This window comes from Alistipes sp. i18-0019-D1 (assembly GCF_042852885.1).
In the GTDB taxonomy this organism is placed as follows: Bacteria; Bacteroidota; Bacteroidia; order Bacteroidales; family Rikenellaceae; genus Alistipes.
In genome coordinates, this window is sequence record NZ_AP031424.1 from 2,791,548 (window position 1) to 2,812,437 (window position 20,890).

Genomic DNA, 20,890 nt, shown 5'->3' on the forward strand with positions numbered 1-20,890 from the left:
GTTATGAAAAAATACATTCTTTATCTACTGACCGGTATGGCGGCGTGCGGACTTTGCAGCTGCGAGGACGCGCTCGACCGCTACCCGAAAGACAGGCTCACACCCGATAACTTCTTCCGCACGGAGGAGGAGTGTCAGCTCTACACCAACGATTTCTACACGATATTCCCCGCCGCCGGGACCATCTACGGCGAGACGGCCGACATCATCGCCAAGACCACGCTCACGAGCGAGGTGCTGGGCAACCGCACCGTGCCCGCGACGGCGAACTCCTGGAAGTGGGAGAAGCTGCGCGACATCAACTTCTTCCTCGAACACTCCTCCAACTGCACCGACGAGCACGTGCGGCTCGAATACGAGGGCGTGGCGCGCTTCTTCCGGGCGTGGTTCTACTTCGAGAAGGTGAAGTATTACGGCGACGTGCCCTGGGTCGACCGTCCGATCGACGCCAGCGATCCGCTGCTCTTCGAAAAGGGCCGCGATCCGCGCGAGATGGTGATGCAGAAGGTGATCGAAGACCTCGATTTCGCCGCCGCCAACCTGCCCGCCGAAAAGTCGGTCTACCGCGTGACCCGCTGGACGGCGCTGGCGCTCAAGAGCCGTGCCTGCCTGTTCGAGGGAACCTTCCGCAAGTATCACGGGCTGGAGGGCTGGGAAAGCTACCTCACGGCCTCGGCGACGGCCTCGAAGCGGTTCATCGACGAGAGCGGATACTCGGTCTACACGACGGGAACGACGCCGTATCTCAACCTCTTTTCGTCGCTCAAGGCCCTCGACACCGAAATCGTGCTCGCCCGGGCCTACAACACGGCCATCGGTCTGAAGCACGACGTCAACGGCTACCTCACGAGCATCACGATGGGACGCCCCGGCCTGCTGAAGAACATCGCCAACATGTATCTGATGAAGGACGGCACGCCCTTCACCTCGCAGCCCGGCTGGGAGACGATGCAGCTTTCGGAGGAGAGCAAAAACCGGGACGGCCGCTTCGCACAGACGCTCCGCACGCCCGGGTACAAGCGCATCGACGATACGGCGCTGTCGGCCCCGAACCTTGCGGCGACGATGACCGGATACCAGCTCGTGAAGTACCTCCAGTCGGCCAAGTACGATTCGTACAACGCGTCGACGAACGACCTGCCGCTGTTCCGTGCCGCCGAGGTGATGCTCAACTACGCCGAGGCCAAGGCCGAACTGGGAACTCTCACGCAGGAAGACATCGACCTTGCGATCAAGCCGCTGCGCGACCGCGCGGGCGTCGCGAACCTCTCGCTCACGCAGGCCAACGACAATCCAGATCCCTATCTGGCTTCGCCGCAGACGGGCTATGCCAACGTGACGGGCGACAACAAGGGCGTGATCCTCGAAATCCGCCGCGAACGCACCGTCGAACTGCTGATGGAGAACCTCCGCTACTGGGACATCATGCGCTGGAAGGAGGGCAAGCGTTTCGAAAAACCCTTCACGGGGCTGTATTTCCCCGGCACGGGTTCTTACGATCTCAACGGCGACGGCGTGGACGACGTCTGCATCTGGTCCGGCTCGAAGCCTTCGACCTCGGCCCCGGCGGTCTACGAACTGAACAAGGAGATCTTCTTGAGCGGGGGCGACAGCGGCTACATCGTCATCCATACGGATTACACCCGTTCGTGGAACGAGGAGCGCGACTACCTCTATCCCGTGCCCACCGACGACCGGGTGCTGACCCAGGGCGCCATTACGCAGAATCCCGGCTGGAACGACGGCCTGAACTTCTAACCTGAAAAAAGAACGATTATGAAAATCAAGCGATTCATACTGTTCGCCTTCTCCGGCTGCTGCCTGGCGCTGGCCGGGGCGGCCTGCTCCGGGCTGGAGGGCGACAACTCCGACTTCGATTTCGGGGACATGACCTCCAATGCTCCCGACAACCCCTACGACGGGCAGGGTTACGACCGTCTGCCCAACTCGGTGCGGCTGGCGACCTACAACACCCACCGCTGCGAGGGCTGGACCCAGAACTCCGGGACCGACCGCGCGAACTACAACAACACGGCCAAGGTCATCTCGCTGATGGACCCCGACGTGATCGCGCTGCAGGAGCTGGACAAGAACACCACGTGGCATCCCAACGACCAGTTGCAGGAGTTGGCCGACCGCACGGGGATGCGGCCCTATTACTGCAAGACGATCGACTACCGCGGGGGCGACTACGGCATCGGCATCCTCTGCAAAGTGGCTCCCAAAACCACCTATGCCGGCGACCTGCCCGGCACGGAGGCCCGCAAATTCTTCCTGGCCGAGTTCGACGACTATATCTTCATCGCCACGCACTTCTGCCACCAGAGCGACGAGAACCGCCAGCGGTCGTTCGAGATCGTCACCGAGTACATCGCCGCCAACTACGCCTCCTATGCCAAGCCGATCTATCTGGCGGGCGACCTCAATACGTCGAAGCTGCCGGCTGCGGCGCTCGAATCGTGGAAGATCATCAGCACGTCGGCCAACACCTTCGTGAACACCACCTCGCCGAGCCGCATCGACTACGTGCTCGTCTATACGGGCAATTCGCCGTCGTACGAGGTGCTGCGCACCGCCGTGCCCTCGTACGAGGAGATCAACGTGATGACGGTCTCCGACCACCTTCCCGTACTGGTAGACCTCAAAAAGTAAGCGATTATGAAAAACAGACTCTTGAATAGCTTTTTCCGGACGGCGGCGGCCTTCGCGCTGCTGCTCGCGGCCGGAGCGTGCAAGGACGACGTGGCGCTGCCGATGCAGCGGGTAGCGCTGAACACGCACGCGATTCTCGCGCCGTCGTTCGCCACGACGCTCTCGTTCGACGTCGAGGCCAACTGCGACTGGACGATCTCCGTCGCGGGCGACGACACCTCGTGGGCCGAACTTTCGCGGACCGAGGCCACGGGCATGGCGACCGTGGCGGTGTCCATTGCCGAAAACGATACTTCCGGCTCCCGTTCGCTGACGATTCGCGTTGTGGCCAAGCGCAATGCCGCGGCCGCGGAGGAGCTGTCCTTCGTGCAGGCCTCGGCGACGGCCGAGGGGTATCTCTCGATCCCCGACCTGCGGAAACTGGCCGCCGACGGAGACTACACCGTGACGCAGGATGCGAAGATGCGCGGAATCGTGGTGTCGAGCGTCCAGGACAATAACTATTACGACAACTGCATCGCGCTCCAGAGCGCCCTGAAAGCCAACTGCGGCATTACGCTCCGCACCGACGAGGTGCTCTACCGCAAGCCGGGCGAGGAGCTGGAGATCGACCTGAAGGGGGCGGTCGTCGGGGTGAACCCCGGGACCGGCGTGATGGAGGTGAAACCCGCCGCGGACGACAGGGTGAGCCGCACGGAGACGACGCAGGTGACCCCCGCGGCGGTTCCCGTGACCTATGAGCAGCTGATGTCCGGCGATTACGAGTCGATGTACGTCTCGCTCGGCGTGCAGGTGGTGGTCAGCGACATGAACAAGAAGTTGAGCGACAACGTCACCGTGCAGACGCAGGACGACGAGCGTTTCGTGCTCTGCGCGCGGCAGGCCAGCACGTTCGGCATCGACGCGGTTCCCGTCGGGAGCGGCAGGCTTTGCGGCATCGCCGGGATATACGAGGGCGCTTACGCCGTGATGCCCTGCACGTCGGGCGACATCGCGATGACTTCGCCCCGCTTCGACGGAGGCATCACGCTGCCCTACGTGCTTTCGATCATGACCAAGACGGCCTCCAACGGCGCCGGCAAGTACATCTTCTACTCGGGGTCGAACGGCACGGGTTCCATCGACGGCGTGGCGGCGACGGCCATGGACGGCACGGGCGCCAGCATCACGGCCAAGTTGAGTTCCTCGGGCGGCAACCTCGGATTCCGCTACTGGAACGAGAACAGCGGTCACCATAACCTGCCGATGAAGTCGTGGACCGGAGGGAAAGACAAGGACTATGCGCTTTTCACCTTCCCGCTCAACGAGTCGGTCGACGGACCGTTCCGCTTCTCCTTCGGCTGGAGTGCCTCGGGAACCGCCCCGGCGAACTGGACGCTCTCCTATTCGAACGACAACGTCGTCTGGTACACCCCCGCGCCGATGGACGAACCGCATTTCGTCATCCCGCAGGGAAAGTCCGTGGGCAGCGGAAAGAACTTCTTCTACTGGACGATCGACATCACGCCGCAGATTCCGCTGGAACGCCGCGGAACCCTCTACATCCGCGTGACGCCGTTCAACCAGGTCACGGTGAATAACGGGACGGTGGCCAACGGCGGCGAAATACGCCTCCACTCGTGCGCCGTCGTGGAGAAAGTGCCTTCGTTCTCGACCGAGAAACCGGCCGGCGCCGTCTACTTCGAGCCGTTCGACAACCTGACGACGGGACTCGACTACCGCCACGGCGACAAGCTGGCCGGCATGCTCAATTTCTGCGGCAGCGACATCTCGGTATGGGACGCCGGGGCGAAGAACGGCTTGTCGGGTACGAACGTCCGCCAGCGTCCCGGGTATGCCCAGATCGGCTTCGTGGAGACGCAGACCGTCGCTCAGGGTTCCTATGCGAACAGCGCGGGATCGCTGCTGACACCCGCATTCGGGGCTTCGGGAACGCTCCGGGTTTCGTTCGACGCCATGGCCTACAAGAACACTTCGGTACACTCGAACAGCGGCGCCAAGGACATGAACGGCGATCTGAAGTCGGTGGTCGTCGAGGTGATCGGCGGCGGCACGATCGACGGTGCGGCGAAGAAGGTCGTGAGCGGTCTGACCTACACTAAATTCAAAAACTTCACGCTGACGATCGACGGTGCGACGGCCTCCACGGCTCTGCGCTTCACGAGCGAACCCGCTTCGGGCGAGTTCTCGCGCTGGTTCATCGACAACATCTGCGTGACGAAGTAGGGGATTGTACGATGATTGAAAAGCGTCCCGGAGCGAATGCCCCGGGACGCTTCGTTTCATGCCGGACCTGCGTCCGGTCAGCTCTCCGCCTTCGTGGTGACGGTGAAGAGCTGGCGGCCGTATTCGTCGGTGGCGGTTATCCGGATCTCGGCGGACGGCGTTACGGGCGTGTATTCGAGCATGTGGTCGGTGCGGTATTTGTCGAGGAAACTGAACGAGGAGATGCCGTTGCCGCAGGCGTCGTGGACCGTGACGTAATAGTCGTCGTACTCCCGGACCGCCTTCAGCTGCGAGGAGGGAACCGCGACCCCGTTTTCGCGGCATTCGAATTTCCACGTCGGATGCCAGTCCCAGACGTTGAGGCGCACGACCGGCTTGCCTTCGGCATTCTTCAGACCTGAATTGTAAACCCGGTAATACTGCTCGTTCGCGTTGCTGAAATTCACGCTCCGCCGTTCCGTGATCGTTCCGCCGCTGAAATCGTAACGGGTGAACGTCGCCGGGGCGCCGTCGTGACAGAGCGGGAAATACCACCATGCACCGCACACGCACGGGTGCGTGTACTCGGTCACGGTCATGTCGCTGCGCGGTACGGTGACCGTTTCGGCGATGTGGTTGTGGCCCGACCAGATCGTGACGGGCAGCTGCTTGTCCTTGTAGATGTCGAGCAATTCGTCGGCGTTGTCCATCGGATTTAGCGACGAGGCCCCCGGGTTGCGGCGGAAGGCCGGGCAATGCCATGCGATCACGATGCGCTCGACACCCGACGGCATGTAGTCGGCGTCCTTCTGCGCCCAGTCCATCTGGCGTTGGTTGAGGCGGACGGTGTACGAACGGTCGCCGCCGGTGTTGATATACTGCGTATTGTCGAAGACGACGTAGTGCACCTTGCCGATGTTGACGGCGTAGTACGTCGGTCCGAGCGCGGAGATATAGGCCAGTTCGGCTTCCGAGTCGTCGTCGCCGGCGATGTTTTGCACGGCCATGTCGTGGTCGTGGTTGCCGATGGCGTGGAAGGTCTGGATCGGCATGCCCCCGCGTTCGCAGACGTTGACGAAATTGGCCAGCGTCGCCTTGTTGGCGTTGGTCCAGTGCGACTCCTGCGTCATGTCGCCCAGGTTCATGCCGTAGACCGGCACGCTTGCGGGCAGCGATTTGACGTAGTCGCGCAGCGCCTTGAGGTAGGTGCGGCGGAACGTCGTGGAGTCCAGTTCGCCCTTCGGGGGGCAGATCGACGGCGTGGCCGACGATGTGGTCTTGATCATCGCGCGGTTGCGGATGTGCATGTCGGCCGACACGATCATGATGTGGCGGTCGTTGTTGACCTTTTTCAGCGTGAAGTCGTGCTGCTGCACCTTCTCGACGCTCGTGGGGGAGCTGATTCTGCGGTAGAAGCGGGGGATGAACCCGCGCGTGGATTCGACCTCGTATCCCGACGGGACGGTCAGGTAGACCAGTTTCGACTTGTCGGACGACGTGCGCAGCCCGTAGGCTCCCTGTTTGTTCGTGCGCGTCATGTTCACGCCGTCGGTTACGACGACGCCCTGCACGCCGGCGCCGGCACACGTCACGACCCCGCGCACGGTGGCCTTCGGGTCGATTTTCGACCAGTCGACGCCGTCGTCGGGCGAAGGGGTCGGATCGACGGGTTTTTCCTGTTCTCCGGGATCGTCGCCCGAATCCGAGCAGCAGATGCCGCCGGCGGATATCGCCAGCAGGGCGGCCAATAAAAGCAGCAGTTTTTTCATGGTTGCGGTTCTTGCGGTTTGCGGCATGGAACGGCCTTCGGGAAAAGCGGGGAAAGGACGGTCGTCCTCTCCCCGCTCCGACCGTTCGTTACATGCCGTTATTTGTTATAGCGGATGGCGAAATATTCGAGGTTGCTGGAGTGTTCAGCGGCCAGGGCTGCGCCGCTCTTGCTCTGGTTCAGGCGCGCGTTGGCGTAGTCGGAGCCGTCGCTGCAGAGGTCGCTCGTCGGGCGAAGCCGGATGTAGACGTTCGGCTGTCCGAGAATCTCCTGGGGAAGTTCGAAATTGATGCACTTGTAGGCCACGCACGACGAATAGAGCGTGTTCGACCAGACGGAAACGTCGGGGATGGTGTATTCGCCGATCAGGTTCCACTGCGAGTCGTCCTTCGCCGCCTGCGAATCGGTCAGCGACCATTCGGCACACCAGAAACGGGGCGAGAAGAAGCTCTGCTGCGTGTTCATGACGGAAATCTGCATCGAGATGTGCGACGTCGTGATGCCTTCGGTCGAGAAGTTGATCAGCCAGGCGTAGGGGCGGTCGGTGTCGTCGTCCCACCAGAAGTGGTTGGCGAAGGAGGTGTAGCAGTTGCCGCTGACGTTGCCCTTGCCGCGCAGACCCGTGCTGCCGCTGTAGTTGATCTGGCCCGAGGTGGTGGAGATCGCCTCGTTGCTCGTCCAGCCGCCCGTGCCGCAGCCTACGTATTTCGTATCGGCGGCATAGGGCCCGCACCACTCCAGCGTTCCGTCGGGGTTGTGGCTCACCAGGTTGTCCATCAGCGGATTCCAGCTCTCCTTCGAGGGGTCGATCACGATGCCGATGCCGTTCTTGTTGCCGAAGTTGGCTCCGAAGATATAGGAGGCGTTGTTGCCGACGGGACCCAGGTATTCGTAGGTTCCGCCGCCCCACATGTGCTGCTGGTAGGTGCCTTGCAGGTACTCTTTGCTGGCCGATCCCGTGTACTTCTCCTGGTAGGTGTGCGTCAGGTAGCCGTTCGTTCCGTAGGTGGGTTTCTGGACCTTGTTCTCCACGTCGGGATTCCAGTAGCGGTACTCCGTCAGCAGAGCCGAGAAGCTGTCTTCGACACTGTTCTGCATGTTGTCCCAGATGTCGCCCTTGGTCTGGTGGCGGATCTGGTAACGGCCGATGAAGCCGAGCGTCGGGTCGTCGTCCATTTCGGCCGGGTCGGCTCCGTCGCGCCATTCGAAACGCGAGAAACGCTCGTGGACGATGACGCCCGAGATCTTGCCCGAGCCGTAGGGCAGGCGCGTGCCGTCGCTGCGGTAGGCGCAGTTGGTGTTGGTCATCATGTACATGTCGTCGCCGTTGATGTCGCGCACGAGCAGCGGGTATTTGCTGATGCGGTCTGCGTTCGTGCCGATCGCATAGCCCTCGTTGATGGGCGTGATCGCGCCCTTGCGGACGGGGAACTCGACGTCTTTCAGGGTGACGTACGTGTAGATGTCGTCGTCGGTGAGCTGGTTCATCCACTTCTCCTTCACGGGAACGTCCGATGCCGAACCTGCGATGCGCGAAATGACCATCGCCTTGGTGACGTTGCGCAGTTCGTAGCGGTCGGGGTTCTCGACCAGGTAGCCCGAGGCGCCCTGAATGAGGATCTGCACATGGTCGTACTGTTCGAAGACGTTGTCCCCGGCCGAGGCGGTCTGGACGGCGATGCCGTATTTGCCGTCGTAGGTTTCGAGGTAGACGGTCCGGTCCGACATGGTGTAGTCGATCTTGGAGGTCGTGTTCTGCGGATTTTCGCCCGCATTGTGGTTCTTGGTGTTGCTCACCACGATGCCTTCGAGGATGACGTAGTCGTCGACCTTCTTGTTGGTGGCGTAGGTCTGGCGGAACTCCTCGAACGTGATCTGCCGTCCGAGGGTCTCCTTTGCGGTGCGCTGCAGGAGGTTGAATTCGACGGAGACGGTCTCGTCCCAGCCGTCGGTGAAGGAGAGCGACACGGCTGCTGAACGCGGAATTTCGTCGGCGGTGTTCGTCTCGGTCGTGATGACCAGACTGCGCTTTTCGCTCTCGGAATCCACGATTTCGAGGTTCTTGATCCAGTCGGCGTTGTCGGCTTTGGCATACTCGATGTCGACCGTGATCGCCTCGAAGGGGACGTTGGTCTCGATCGGCGAGGTGTTCTCGCCGCCGGCTCCGGCGACGGTGACGGACGAATTCGCGAACTCGATCTTCGCGTCAACGAGCGCCTTCTGCTTGACATAGAGCGTATCGCGGCGCGCGTCTACGTCGGAGCAGAGCACGAAGCCCGCTTTGCGCTTGAAGCCTTCGTTGAATTCGCATTCGGCCGTGATGGCACCCTTCCCGTCAACCGTTTCACCGCAGGTCAGGCTGATCCAGTCGGCCTGGCCGATGCGCTCGATATGGAAGGCGCCGTTGGCGTAGATGTCGATGTCGAACGTGTTCGCATCGGCTTCGACGACGAACTCCTTCTCCAGTGCGCCCAGTTTGACCAGGGCCAGGTCGTCGGCGTCGTCGACGCTGCAGGCCGCCGAGGCCGCGCATACGGCCGCAATGCCTAAAAACTTAAATATCGATTTACGACAGTTCATATTTTATACGTTTTATTCGTTGATGTTTTTTCCGGCCGTGCGCGGCGGACGGTGCATCCGCCGCGCAGCCGCAATTCATTTAGTTGTAGCGTACCGTTATCGTGCCGATACGGGCCTGGCTGTTACCGGCCGCAACGGACGGCGACAGCGTTCCCTTCTCGATGCCGAGGTTCGTCAGGTAGGTCGAAGCCGATGTGCCCGGAGCGATGTCCGTGACCTTGTCGGCCACCTGCAGGCGCAGAACCACTTTCTCCCGGCCGAAGCAGTCGGCGGGCAGTTTGCGCAGGTGTTCGGTGAAGCCCGGCGTCGAATCCTGCGACGTAGTGGTCCACCACGTGATCGAACGCTTCTTGATGATCGGGCAGTCGGGGACGGCCTGGAACGTCTGGCCGCCGTCGACCGAGTAGAGCAGATTCCAGTGCGCCGGGCCGGAGAGGGTCGTGTTGCTCATCGAACCGTGGCCCCAGACGATGCCGAAGATCATGTTCGAACCGCTGATTCCCTGCGTGGAGAACGAAATGTCGAAGTATTTGCCCTCGTCTGCGTCGAAATCCCACCACTGCTGGGTGAACATGATGGCGCCGTTCACTACCAGACCTTTCTGTTCGGCGGAGGCATGACCGCCCTTGCCCGAGCAGACGACGTTGTTGAAGTCCGATGCGGCAGCCTGCGTAGCGCCGTATTTATTGATTTCGCCTTCGCCGATCTCCGGTATGAGGTCGATCTTGCGGTCGTTCCAGTTCCACTCGACGACGGTCTTCGAGAACGGTTCGTCGGTCAGCGCGATCTCCTCGGCGGTCATGGCGCGCAGCTGGTAGCGGCCCAGGTCGCCGAAACGGATCGGGGCGACGTCATCCGCCACGACGATGCCGCGGAACGTGCCCGAACCCTGCGGTACGACGGAGTTGAACTCCAGGTCGCGGCCCGAACTGAAACGCCGCCAGGGAGCGGCCGTATTGGTCAGCATGTAGATGGTCCGGCCCGTGTTGTCGTAGCACATCAGCGGGGCCACGTCCCAGCGCGGGGCAGTGGCCGTGCCGATCGGGTTGATGTTGTCCTTGAACGAATAGCCGTCGGTGCAGTTGGTGTAGGCGCCGTCCTTGCACATGATTTCGAGGCCGGTGACCGACACCAACGTGAAGATGTCGTCGTCGGTGAGTTGGTCGATCGTCTTCGTCTTGACCGGAATCTTGAACTCGTCGGGCGTCGAGGTTTCGAGTATGTTGGCCGCGGTAAGTCCCGTGATGGTGTAGCACTCGGGGGAGTTTTTCTTTTCGAGCGTGGCGCCGTTCAGGGAGAGACGCACCTTCGAGAAGCGGGCCGGCGTGTTGTCTTCGGAGGAGGCGAACTTCAGGCAGAAGCCCCACTTGCCGTCGAGGCTCTCGATATAGGCCGTCCGGTCGTTCTCGCCGCGGTCGAAGAAGAACTGGCTGGTCTGGGGACTCGAAACGATGTTCTTGCTGTCCGGGTCGCTGACGACGTAGCCTTCGATATACTGCTGGAGCGTGATCTCGCCCGGAGCCAGGGCGCGCACCGTGGCGAAGTCGGTGGCGGTCGGGTAGGGCTTCTGGGTGATTTTGCACGAGGCCGAAACGAAATTGCCCTGTTCGTCGGTGAAGCTGAGCCGGATCGTGGCGGTGCGCGGCTCCGAACCCTCGTTTCGGGCCAGCGAGAACGTCAGCCCTTCGTCGGTGATCGCGGGTTTCAGAATCCACTCGGCCTCCTCTGCGACGGGAACGTCGTACGCTACGTCGTAGCCGATCTGGTCGGAATAGGGCACGAGGTTGTTGAGCGTCGCCGGAACCACGCAATCCTGGGCGTAACCTTCGTACGTCTCGGCATTGCTGTCCAGTTTGAGCGCCGGTTTGTCGATGCCCTGCGTGACGGTGAGCACCGACTTGGTGATCTCGCCCTTGGCGTCTTCGATGAAGAGGGTCAGATCGGCGATACGCGCGAATCCGGTGTCGTTGTCCGTGACGTCGAACGTGATTCCCTTGTAGGTGACCGAGACGTTGGAAATCCACGGATCGACGGGCTGCGCCTGCTGCTCGTCGCCGCCCTCTTCTCCGCCTTCTCCGCCCTCTTCCGCTTCAGCGCGGGTCAGGACGGTGACGGGATCGTTGGGCAGGCCGTCGCTGTCGTAATAGGTGACGGTGGCTTCCAGGTCGTCGATGCAGTAGCGCAGGTTGGTGTTGATCGGCGTGAAGATCTGCGACCGGGACATCAGCAGCGTAACCGCCGGTTTCGAGAACGAGAGCGAGGCGTCGGTGATGGTCCCGGCCTGCGAGAACATCACCGTGTCGGCCAGGGAGCCTTTCTCGAACACGACGCCGATCTTTCTCGAAATGCCGTAGTTGGCCGAGTAGGTGAACACGATTTCGTTATTGCCGTATCCCTGGAGCTTGTTGAGCGACGCCCACTTCACGGGGCGCGTGAAGCGCGCCGTCCAGTCGCCGTTCGAGTAGACCAGCACGTGCGTCGAGCCGGCATCCTTGGTCAGGGAAAGCTCGCGCGCCGAGACCGCCAGAGGCAGGTCCAGCTCGAAATCCTTCTGGCAGCCGGTCAGGGCCGTCGTCAGGGCCGTCAGGGCGATCAGTACGCCGGCAACCGATCTTTTCTGTTTATTGAATATTGTTTTCATTCGTCTGAAAGTTTCGGATTATTACAAGCCGTAAGCCTTGTATTCATTGTTGTCGAGGTTGTTCTTCGAGTAGGTGACTTCCGTGTCGGGAATGGGGTAGTAGCGGTGGCACGGTTTGATCCGGCTGTTCGCCGTGTTGAGCTGCAGATAGGCGTAGTCGCTGTTGTCCGTTACGGCGTCGTACCAGATGCCCCAGCGGACCAGGTCGTACTTGCGCTGGAATTCGCCGAAAAGCTCGCGGGCACGCTCGTTGCGGATCTCCTCTTCGAGGCGCGCGGGGGTGCGGTAGGTGTAGTTGGACAGACCGGCGCGCGTACGGGTCATGTCGAGGTATTCGACCGCCTTTTCGTAGTTTTCCTTGTAGAAATAGCACTCGGCCATCATCAGCAGCGCGTCGGCATAACGGAACACCTTGTAGTTGTTGCCGTCGGCCGAGGACTGCATGTTCGGACACCAGAACTTCGGGCCGCACCACGGGCGGGTGTTGGTGTTGTTGAACGTCTTGTCCTCGTATCCCCACGCCATGTTGTACTTGGCGCGGATGTCCTTGCTCATTTTGGACTGGAGACCCTGGCAGAAATAGACGTTCGGACGCATCGCGGTCCAAACGGTCGCCTGGTCGCCGAGTTCGGGAATCTCCACGCCGTCGTAGATGGCCGAGTTGGCCGCACGCGGGTAGGGCTGGCAGATGCAGGCCACGTTGGAGGTGTAGGTGAGGCCGCCCTGGGTGTAGGTGTGCTGAATCTCCATGATCGACTCCGGAGTGTTCTTGTTCCGGAACAGGATATTCTCCGCGTAATCGTACTGCGAGAGCGAACCGTAAATCGTTTCGATATGCTCCAGTGCGTCCAGCGCGACGTCCCACTGCTTGTTCCACATGGCCATCTTGGCGATGAGCATGTAGGCGCAGGAGGCTCCCAGACGATCGGCTTCGTTGTCGCAGGTGCGGGTCTGCGGGGCCAGGGGAGCTATCGACAGCAGGTCTTCGATGACCTTGTTGCGGGTCTCGTCGGCATCCATGCGCGGCAGTACCTGAATCCGGCTCAGGACCTCGTTGTCCGTAACGTCGTCGAAATAGAACGGAACGTTGCCGAAGAAGCAGGTCAGCGTCCAGTAGAAGAACGCCCGCAGGGTTTTCGCCTCGCAAAGCAGCTGGTGGTACTGATCCTCGCTGATCACCTCGTTTTTATAGGCGCGCTCGATGCCGTTGACGGCGAAGTTGCAGCGCTGTACGCCGAGGTAGCCGTTGCGCCAGACCGTCGAACCCATGCGCGGCACGGCGGGCGAGATGTCCAGGCTGGCGTCGAGCGTTCCCGACGGGCAGTAGGCGATGTCGGTGACGCACTCGGTGGCGATCATGTAGGTATAGGTGTAGATCGACTTGATCGGAATGTAGCATCCGTTTACGACCGACTGGCATTCCGAAAATTTGCGGAAGAAGTCGTCGGGATTCGAGATGCCCGATGTGTCTTCGTCCAGCGTACATGCCTGGAACGAAAGCATGGCCATGGCCGCGGCCGTGTAGAATATATGTTTGAGTTTCATCGTCTTAATTCTGTTAGGTTAGTATCTCAACTGAAGGCTGAATATGATGGTGCGGGGCTTGGGATAGGCGCCCAGGTCCATACGGCGCAGCGTCGACGAGGTTCCCTCGCTGGAAACGTCGGGGTCGAATCCGTTGTACTTTTTCCACAGAAAGAGGTTTTCGCCCGATACGCTCAGGGTGAGGTCTTTCATCCACGAGCATTTTTTCTTGAGGTCGAACGTGTACGACAGCGTGACGTTCTTCAGCCGGAGGTACGAAGCGTCGTGGATCATAAAGTCGCTCGGAAGCGCGGCGTCGCTTTTCGCTCCGGCCCGCGGAATGTCGGAATTCGGGTTCCGGACGGGATGCCAGGCGTTCAGCATGTAGCGGTACTGGTTAGCGAACTGCGAACCGGCCATGTAGATCTCCGAATAGTTGTAGATCTTGCCGCCGAGCGAGTAGGCGAAGTAGACGCCCAGCTTGAAACCGTGGATGTAGAACGTGTTCTGCAAACCTCCGTACAGATAGGGGTCGGCGTTGCCCTGGTAGATCAGGTCTTCGCGCGAGAGCACGCCGTCGTGGTTGGTGTCGTAGTAGCGCGGGCCTCCGTCGGTGTTGGCCGGGCTGACGTAGGTTTTCGTCACCGCGTTTTCCTCGCGTTCCTCGGCGCTCTTCCACGTGCCGCCGTATTTGAATCCCCAGAGCGAGTTGAGCGGGTAGCCCTTGACGTAGCCGTACATCATGTAGGGGTTGTTGCCCGGCGAGTCGTAGGCCGAAATGAAGTCCTCGGAACCGATGTCGTCGACCTTCTGTTCGTTGTGCGACAGGGTGAGCGTCGTCGACCAGTGGAACTTCGGACGGACGATGTTGTGGCTCTCGACCGACAGCTCGATACCCTTGTTCGAGGTCGAGCCGATGTTGGTCCAGCGCGACGTGTAACCGGTTTGGGCCGCAACGGCCAGCGACATCAGCAGGTCGGTCGTTTTGGATTTGTAGGCTTCGGCCGTGATGTTCAGGCGGCCTTTGAACATCGACCAGTCGATCGCCACGTTGTAGGCCGTGGTCTTCTCCCACGTGAGGTCCGGGGAGTCCAGGCGGCTGCGGTAGAACGCCACGGGCTGCGATCCGTCGAACAGATAGCCGCCCGTCGTCGAGGAGAGGGTGGCGAGCGAACGGTAGGTGCTGATCGCGTCGTTACCCGTCAGACCGGCGCTCAGGCGCAGCGACAGGTCGTCGATCCAGTTGCAGTCCTTCAGGAAATTCTCGTTCGAAATGTTCCACTTGAGGGCGGCCGACGGGAAGAACGCCCACTTGTTGTTGGCCGCGAAGTTCGAGGCTCCGTCGTAACGTCCCGTCACGGTCAGGTAATAGCGCGACTTCCAGTTGTAGTTCAGACGCGCGTAGACCGACGTTTTGGTTTTCTTCGAGTAGGAAGTGCCCGCCGAATAGGTCTCTTTGTCCTGCACGGCGTTCATGTTGTTCCACAGGATGGCGTCGTCCATGTAGCCTTTGCCGCTCAGGTTGAAATCGTGCGAGGCGAAACTGTAGGCCGAGAATCCGCCGAGAATGTCGAACGCATGGCCGTTCTTCTCGAACTTGTAGCCGGCCGTGGTCTCCCACGAGAACGAGTGCTCGTCCCACTCGGCGCGGTAGGCCTCGCCGCCTTCGTTCTCGCCCTTCAGGGGAAGGGTTCCCGGATAGTAACGGTAGGTATGCCGCTGGTAGAGGTAGTAGGAGAAGGTGCTGTTGATCGTGAAGTTCTTCACCGGCTCCAGTTTCAGCGTGAAGGCGTGGTTGTTCGAGTGGCGTTCGAGGTAGTAGGTGTTCAGGTCGATCAGCGCACGCTGCGTGTTGATCTTCTGTCCGTTGTAATACAGCGGGTTATACGTGTCGTTCGGCTTGAGCAGCGGTGACAGATACTGGGCGCTGCTGTACCAGGCCGTTCCGCCGATGGAGGATTTGTTCTGGTCGTTGTGACGCCAGGTGTACGAACCCGTATAGCCGACTTTCATCCATTTGAACAACTGGCGTTCGAGGTTGATACGTCCCGTGAAACGCTGCTGGCCGCTGTCCTGGATGATACCTTCGGTGTCGTTGTAGGAGAACGAAGCGTAATACGACGATTTGTCGTTGGTTCCCGAGAGCGAGAGGGCATAGTTGGAATAGAGGGCCGTGCGGGTGATCTCCTTGATCCAGTTCGTCCCTTCGCCCAGCGAGAGCGGGTCGGAATAGACCGAACCGGAGAGGGGCGTGTCCTTGCCTACGTCGGGGTGGTTGGCGTCGCCCCCGAAATAGGCGTAATCGTTGCGGTACTGCGCGAATTCCGCCGCGTTCATGATGTCGAGCTGACGGGGCAGCTGGGAGAAGCCCATGTCGGTCTTGAAGGTGATGTTGACCTTGCCCTTGGAGCCGAGACCCCGCTTGGTGGTGATGAGGATGACGCCGTTGGCACCGCGCGAACCGTAGATCGCCGTCGAGGAGGCGTCCTTGAGGACCGATATGCCCGCGATGTCGTCGGAGTTGATGTCGTTCAGGTCGTGGATGGCGTCCATCACGCCGTCGACGACGATCAGCGGCTCGTTCGATGCGTTGATCGAGCGCGTGCCGCGGATGCGGATGGTGGTCGTGGCGCCCGGCTCACCGGTGGTCGACATGAAGTCGGCTCCGGCGATACGTCCCTGGAGGGCGTTGTCGACCGAAAGAACCGGTACGTCCTTGATGTCGTTCATCTTGACCGTCGCGACCGAACCGGTCAGGTCCTTTTTGGCGACCTGGCCGTAACCGATGACCACGATTTCGTCGATGTCGGTGGTGGAGTCCTTCTCCATCCTGACGGTGATGTTCGTCCGCGAACCCACGTTCACGGTCTCGGTTTTGTAACCCAGATACGAAATCTGGAGGCTGTCCGAAGACTTGGCCTTGATGGTGAATTTGCCTTTGACATCGGTGACTGCGCCCTGCGTGCCTTTGACGACCACGACCGTGGCGCCGATCAGCGGGTTGCCGTCCGGGTCGAGGATGGTACCGCTGACAGTCTGGGTCTTTTGCTGAGCCGTTGCCGGCGCCGTGTGCGCCGCGAGCAGTATCAGTACCGCCACCAGCGACATCACTCGGACGGATGCTCTTATTGAGTGAAGAATTTTATTCATTTTAGGCTTTTTTTTGTTGAAACGACTTGTTCCTCTTTTTACTCTTGTCCCTCCTCGTCGAAAGGCGCTCCCAGGATGATGTCCCTGCCGCTGCCGTTGTTCTCGGCGAAGTAGTCCTCCTCGACCTCCTGCAGGCGGCGGATGTAGAAATTGTCGAGGTAAATGCGGTTGTTGTTGGCAGAGGTTTGCGTGAGGGAGCCGCAGATGATGCGGACCCGCGTGTTGGCCGTAATCGGGTTGGCTTTCGTGCCGGCGACGAAGACGAGGAAATCGTGACCTTCCCACATGTCTTCGGGGAACTCCTCGCTCGAAATGTCGTAATAGCCGGCCTCGAGGTCGATCGTGGTCTTCTCGGATTGGGCGAAATCGCGGATGACGCCCCCGCCGAGCACCTCGACCGTGATCTTGTTGTCGTCGCGGGCGCCGGTCATGTAATCGGTGTAGGCCACGGCCCGGAACGAAACCATCAGCAGCGAGTCGCTGCGGAGCGTGTTGGTGTAGGGCGAAATCAGGTCGGCCCCGTGGCCCTTGTCGTCGCCAAGTTTCAGGTAACCGTTCTTGCCGTAGCAGTGGGCGACCTCCTCCCCTTCGATCGTCGTGGAGGTGAACCCGAGGTTCTTCTGGGCCGTGGTCCAGTTGTCGATCGGGGTTTCGTTGTCGGTGAAGCGCGGGTCGGTTTTGCCGTACTTCAGGGTCGCGAAATCGTTGCTTACGCGGGCCGTGGAACCTTGGTGGATGGGGATTATCCGGTTGTAGTTCAGTTCGCCGTCGGAGGCTGCCAGGATCAGCATGCCCGTGCGCCGCGTGTAGTAGCTCGACGTCGTGCTGCGCCGGCTGGCCTTCAGGGTTATCACGCGGAGTCCCGTCTGGGGGTCTGTCGAAGAGTAATCCAGCACCTTGGCCCACGGCGTTGCGGCGTCGTCTTCCCACGTTGCGACGAAGTCGATGTTGGCGTCCACGTAGAGTTTGGCGAGACCGCCCGTCACGCCGACGATGCCGGCGTCGATAGGCTCTTTTGCGATCGGGTCCGCGTAGACCTCGATCGATTCGTTACGATCGGAGTTCGAATGCGTTTCACACGACGTGATGCCGATTGCCGCCACGATGAATGCGGCTCCGGCTAATCCACGTGAAAAACGGACGAAACCCTTCGTCAGAAATGTTTTTCTCATAATTGGTAAAAAGGTTAAGATTGGGTTTATTTGTTTGGGTCGGTTGAGCGACGGGAAACCTACTGTTTCAACTCGAAGTCCACCAGGATCGGGCGGTGGTCCGACGGGTCGTAGAAATTGGATACGTAGGGACTCTGGGTCGCCGTGGTCCACTTGTCCATGACGGTCAGTGCGTTCACCACGCGGGCGTACATCGAGGGCGACGCATACATGTAGTCGATGCGGGCATTGCCGTAAGTCGACGATATGAAGCTCCCCGGGTAGCGTTCGGCGATGATGTCCTTGAGGTCGGTATGGTCCAGGATGTGGTTGTGGACCAGCAGCCGGGTGTCGTTCTCGGGATAGCCGTAGTACCAGTTGTCGACGCGCGACCGCGAGTTGAAGTCGCCCATCATCAGCCAGTCCTGACGGGAGGCGTATGCGGGATTGTTGACGGTCTGCGCGCAGATGTACTTGATCTCGAATTCGCGGTACTTGTCGCCCTCCTTGTTGGCGGCGCTCGCCGCCTGATCGGCCGAGCCGACTCCGTATGCGTAGGCCTGCGGCCAGGTGTGGAGCGTCACGAGGTTTATCGTCCGGCCCTTCACGGTGACCTGCTGAATGGCGGCGCCGTGGGACACGGGTTTGCCCGCCTGGTCCGAATCGGTTATTTTCAGCAGCGTCTCGATCGGATATTTCGACGTGACGGTCTGCGGATAGTTGTCGCGCCAGCCGCCGACGGCCGCGTAGGCGTGGCCGTAACGCGCCGCCAGTGCGGACCAGCCGTCGGGCAGGAACCGGGCGGAGGAGGCTTGTGCCGAATTCGTATTGTCCTTGTAAATGGTGGCCGATTCGCACCATACGCAGATGTCGGGATCGTATTTCTTCACCCAGGCGACGAAATTGTTGTAATTGTTCGCCTGGTCGGACCACATGCCGTTCTGGATGTTCCAGTAAAGCACGCGCAGGTTGTCGGAGCCGCGGCCCATCTCGCCGAGCGCGCGGACCTCGATATTGTCCACGTAGAAACCGTGCACGCCGCTGCTCACGTCGTTGCCGGCCCAGTAGAGCATCGTGCCGTCGGTCGCGTTGTTTACGACGACCTCCACGGTGTGCCACTTCTTGACGGCCGCTTCGCTCGACGGGAGCGTTACGTGGCTCTTTTCGACGATGTATCTCCCCGAGGCGCTCGTGTAGCCCGAATTGTCGGCTGTCAGGGTGATGCTCTTGCCGTCGACGGAGGCCGACGCGATCATGCCGCCGTTCACTACCTGGAACAGCAGGAGGTCCGTCGAGCCGTACTGGTAGCAGAAATCGAATGAAACCTTCACGGAGCGGATGCCGTCGATGGATTTCAGGGCTGCGGTCTGGAAAATGCCCCGCCCCGTGTTCCCCGCGCCGCAGGCCAGGCAGCCCTGGTATTCCTGGCAGCGGAACATATAGGTATAGTCGGCGATATTGCGGCTCGCGACGTACGAGTCGGACATCAGGTGGGACGTGCCGACCGTTTTGCCGCTGATCTCGTCCCACGTGTTCGACTGGATGAACGCCGAGCCGGGGTTGTTGTAGGCGACCTCTTCGTAGGAGTCCGCATAGCCGTCGCGTCCGGTTCCCGTATTGGGGGTGATGGTTTCGGCCGTCGGGGCGTATCCCGTCGACTCCTGGCCGCCCATGATGTTGCCGCCCCAGACGAAATTGTCGAAACTCTCGTAGAACATCAGGTCGGCGTCGGGGGCGTATTTCAGCGCTACGGACGTGGCCTTCCCCGCCGTCAGCTGCGCAGCCGACAGCGTGTGCTCCATGGCGCGGTGCTCCGAATCGGAAACGGTGATTTTCAGCCCCGACGGATAGTCGCCCGGAGCCAGCATCACGTAGAAATGCTTCGGCGTGCCGCTGTCCAGCGGGACGCATTTGCCGTTGTCGGTGCAGTTCAGCACGGCGAAACCGACACCGTCGGTAACCGAGAGGTAGCCGCGCGAGGGCAGGAAATTAGCAAAGCCCGCCACGGGGGTTTCGGCGAGGTTCTCGACCTTCACCGAGGCGATTCGGGCCGACCCGGTCAGCGACACGTCCAGCACGGCGAAGGCATCGTCGAACACCAGCTTGTTGCCGTTCTCCTTGGTGTAGGAGCCGTACATGGGATATGATTGCAGCGATGCCGCCGTGGCGGTCCAGAACTGCGAGTAGGGCAGCTTCACATCGGCATAGGCCGAAGAGCCGTACCAGCCGGAGGAACTTGAATTGGTCAGGATGGCGTTGTAGGTTCCGGAACTCGACGCGTTCGCCTCGACGTAGTAGCGGCCGCTTTCATCGCTTTCGACCGCATAGGATTTTCCGTTGACCGAGACGAGCGATTTGCTCCATGCCCGTTCGCCGGCTCCCATGGCCTTGCGGACGGAATTTTCCGCCTCGCGGAGATAGAAACGAACCTTGCCGTCCACTACCTGTATGTCCTCGTATTCATCGCCGCCGCCCGGATTGTCGGGACCGTCGGGATCGTCGACATGCTTGTCGCCGCTGCCGCACGCCATGCAGAAACACCCGGCCAGCAACAGCGCCGGCTTCAGGATGAAGTTCAGAGATTCTCGTAGATTTAGGGTCATAGTTTCGCGTTTTATGGTTTGGTAAAGGTTGTCGGCTGTCGGTCGGGCACAATGAAAAACGCGTGCATATTGCCGTATATGGCAATATGCACGCGTTAATCGCGAGAGGTGACAGTTTACTTAACTCCGGGTATTCGGCGCGGCGAGGGGGGGGGGAGAATTACAAGTTTTCCACGGCACGAGCAGGCTCGTGCCGTAACCGGACGCTGGTGATCGAATAATCGGCGGTAAAGTAAATTCACGGCTCTAATTTTGATCGTTTTTATCGGAAATGAGTTTCGAAAAGATTCATTTCCGAAAGCAAATGTAACCAAAATATTGTTATCGGACAAATAGGTTGCCTGAAAAATAATCGATTTTTAACATTTATGCTGCTTTTCGTGTTCCGATTTGGGGAGAGGATTGTTCGGCTTGGCTTTTCGTTTGAAAGGAATGTCCGGAGGAGAACCGCGGATTCTGCAGCCCGTTCGGAGCGGGGAGGGGGACACCGGCAAGAAACGGAAAAGCCCCGCATTCGGGGAATGCAGGGCTTCGTTGAGCTACCAGGATTCGAACCTGGAATAACAGGACCAGAATCTGTTGTGTTACCGTTACACCATAGCTCAATAGATTTTGG

General features: G+C 60.4%; 10 protein-coding genes and 1 tRNA gene. 3 read left to right on the forward strand and 8 right to left on the reverse strand.

The annotated features are described in order from the left end of the window. Positions 1-3 precede the first annotated feature (3 nt). From ACGHP5_RS11725 to ACGHP5_RS11735, 3 genes are read left to right on the forward strand one after another with little or no spacing between them, the layout of a single operon-like run. Entirely contained in the window at positions 4-1,758 is a 1,755-nt protein-coding gene (locus ACGHP5_RS11725; protein ID WP_295904173.1) for a RagB/SusD family nutrient uptake outer membrane protein, read from the forward strand. A gap of 18 nt (positions 1,759-1,776) precedes the next feature. Beyond that, complete coding sequence (locus tag ACGHP5_RS11730) at positions 1,777-2,652, forward strand: endonuclease/exonuclease/phosphatase family protein (RefSeq protein WP_390566917.1); 876 nt, start codon at positions 1,777-1,779, stop codon at positions 2,650-2,652. Between the two features lie 6 nt (positions 2,653-2,658). After that, positions 2,659-4,878 carry a DUF5689 domain-containing protein gene (locus tag ACGHP5_RS11735; RefSeq protein WP_390566919.1) on the forward strand — a complete coding sequence of 740 codons (2,220 nt, stop codon included), beginning with the start codon at positions 2,659-2,661 and terminating at the stop codon, positions 4,876-4,878. Positions 4,879-4,955: 77 nt separating this feature from the next. Here the strand turns inward: ACGHP5_RS11735 and ACGHP5_RS11740 are convergent, their stop codons facing one another. From ACGHP5_RS11740 to ACGHP5_RS11775, 8 genes are all read right to left on the reverse strand, one after another. Further along, on the reverse strand, positions 4,956-6,626 hold the full coding sequence (locus ACGHP5_RS11740) for a metallophosphoesterase N-terminal domain-containing protein (protein ID WP_390566921.1): 1,671 nt from the start codon (positions 6,624-6,626) through the stop codon (positions 4,956-4,958). Positions 6,627-6,724: 98 nt separating this feature from the next. Continuing rightward, on the reverse strand, positions 6,725-9,205 hold the full coding sequence (locus tag ACGHP5_RS11745) for a DUF5689 domain-containing protein (RefSeq protein WP_290532423.1): 2,481 nt from the start codon (positions 9,203-9,205) through the stop codon (positions 6,725-6,727). A 79-nt stretch (positions 9,206-9,284) separates the two neighbouring features. Further along, positions 9,285-11,846 carry a BACON domain-containing protein gene (locus ACGHP5_RS11750; protein WP_390566922.1) on the reverse strand — a complete coding sequence of 854 codons (2,562 nt, stop codon included), beginning with the start codon at positions 11,844-11,846 and terminating at the stop codon, positions 9,285-9,287. Between the two features lie 21 nt (positions 11,847-11,867). Continuing rightward, entirely contained in the window at positions 11,868-13,391 is a 1,524-nt protein-coding gene (locus tag ACGHP5_RS11755) for a RagB/SusD family nutrient uptake outer membrane protein (protein WP_390566924.1), read from the reverse strand. An 18-nt stretch (positions 13,392-13,409) separates the two neighbouring features. Continuing rightward, entirely contained in the window at positions 13,410-16,478 is a 3,069-nt protein-coding gene (locus ACGHP5_RS11760) for a SusC/RagA family TonB-linked outer membrane protein (RefSeq protein WP_390568428.1), read from the reverse strand. An 80-nt stretch (positions 16,479-16,558) separates the two neighbouring features. Further along, positions 16,559-17,692: a hypothetical protein gene (locus ACGHP5_RS11765; protein ID WP_290532420.1), complete on the reverse strand. Its 1,134-nt coding sequence runs from the start codon at positions 17,690-17,692 to the stop codon at positions 16,559-16,561. Between the two features lie 59 nt (positions 17,693-17,751). Then, positions 17,752-20,274, reverse strand: a complete 2,523-nt coding sequence (locus ACGHP5_RS11770) for a metal-dependent hydrolase (RefSeq protein ID WP_390566926.1) — start codon at positions 20,272-20,274, stop codon at positions 17,752-17,754. Positions 20,275-20,808: 534 nt separating this feature from the next. Continuing rightward, positions 20,809-20,879 (reverse strand) — tRNA-Gln (locus ACGHP5_RS11775). Positions 20,880-20,890 lie beyond the last annotated feature (11 nt).

Bases quoted from the DNA above. Each gene is read 5' to 3' on its own strand.
- ACGHP5_RS11760 (WP_390568428.1), bottom strand. From the start codon at position 16,478: ATGTCGCTGGTGGCGGTACTGATACTGCTCGCGGCGCACACGGCGCCG.
- ACGHP5_RS11740 (WP_390566921.1), bottom strand. From the start codon at position 6,626: ATGAAAAAACTGCTGCTTTTATTGGCCGCCCTGCTGGCGATATCCGCC.
- ACGHP5_RS11755 (WP_390566924.1), bottom strand. From the start codon at position 13,391: ATGAAACTCAAACATATATTCTACACGGCCGCGGCCATGGCCATGCTT.
- ACGHP5_RS11735 (WP_390566919.1), top strand. From the start codon at position 2,659: ATGAAAAACAGACTCTTGAATAGCTTTTTCCGGACGGCGGCGGCCTTC.
- ACGHP5_RS11770 (WP_390566926.1), bottom strand. From the start codon at position 20,274: ATGACCCTAAATCTACGAGAATCTCTGAACTTCATCCTGAAGCCGGCG.
- ACGHP5_RS11765 (WP_290532420.1), bottom strand. From the start codon at position 17,692: ATGAGAAAAACATTTCTGACGAAGGGTTTCGTCCGTTTTTCACGTGGA.
- ACGHP5_RS11730 (WP_390566917.1), top strand. From the start codon at position 1,777: ATGAAAATCAAGCGATTCATACTGTTCGCCTTCTCCGGCTGCTGCCTG.
- ACGHP5_RS11725 (WP_295904173.1), top strand. From the start codon at position 4: ATGAAAAAATACATTCTTTATCTACTGACCGGTATGGCGGCGTGCGGA.
- ACGHP5_RS11750 (WP_390566922.1), bottom strand. From the start codon at position 11,846: ATGAAAACAATATTCAATAAACAGAAAAGATCGGTTGCCGGCGTACTG.
- ACGHP5_RS11745 (WP_290532423.1), bottom strand. From the start codon at position 9,205: ATGAACTGTCGTAAATCGATATTTAAGTTTTTAGGCATTGCGGCCGTA.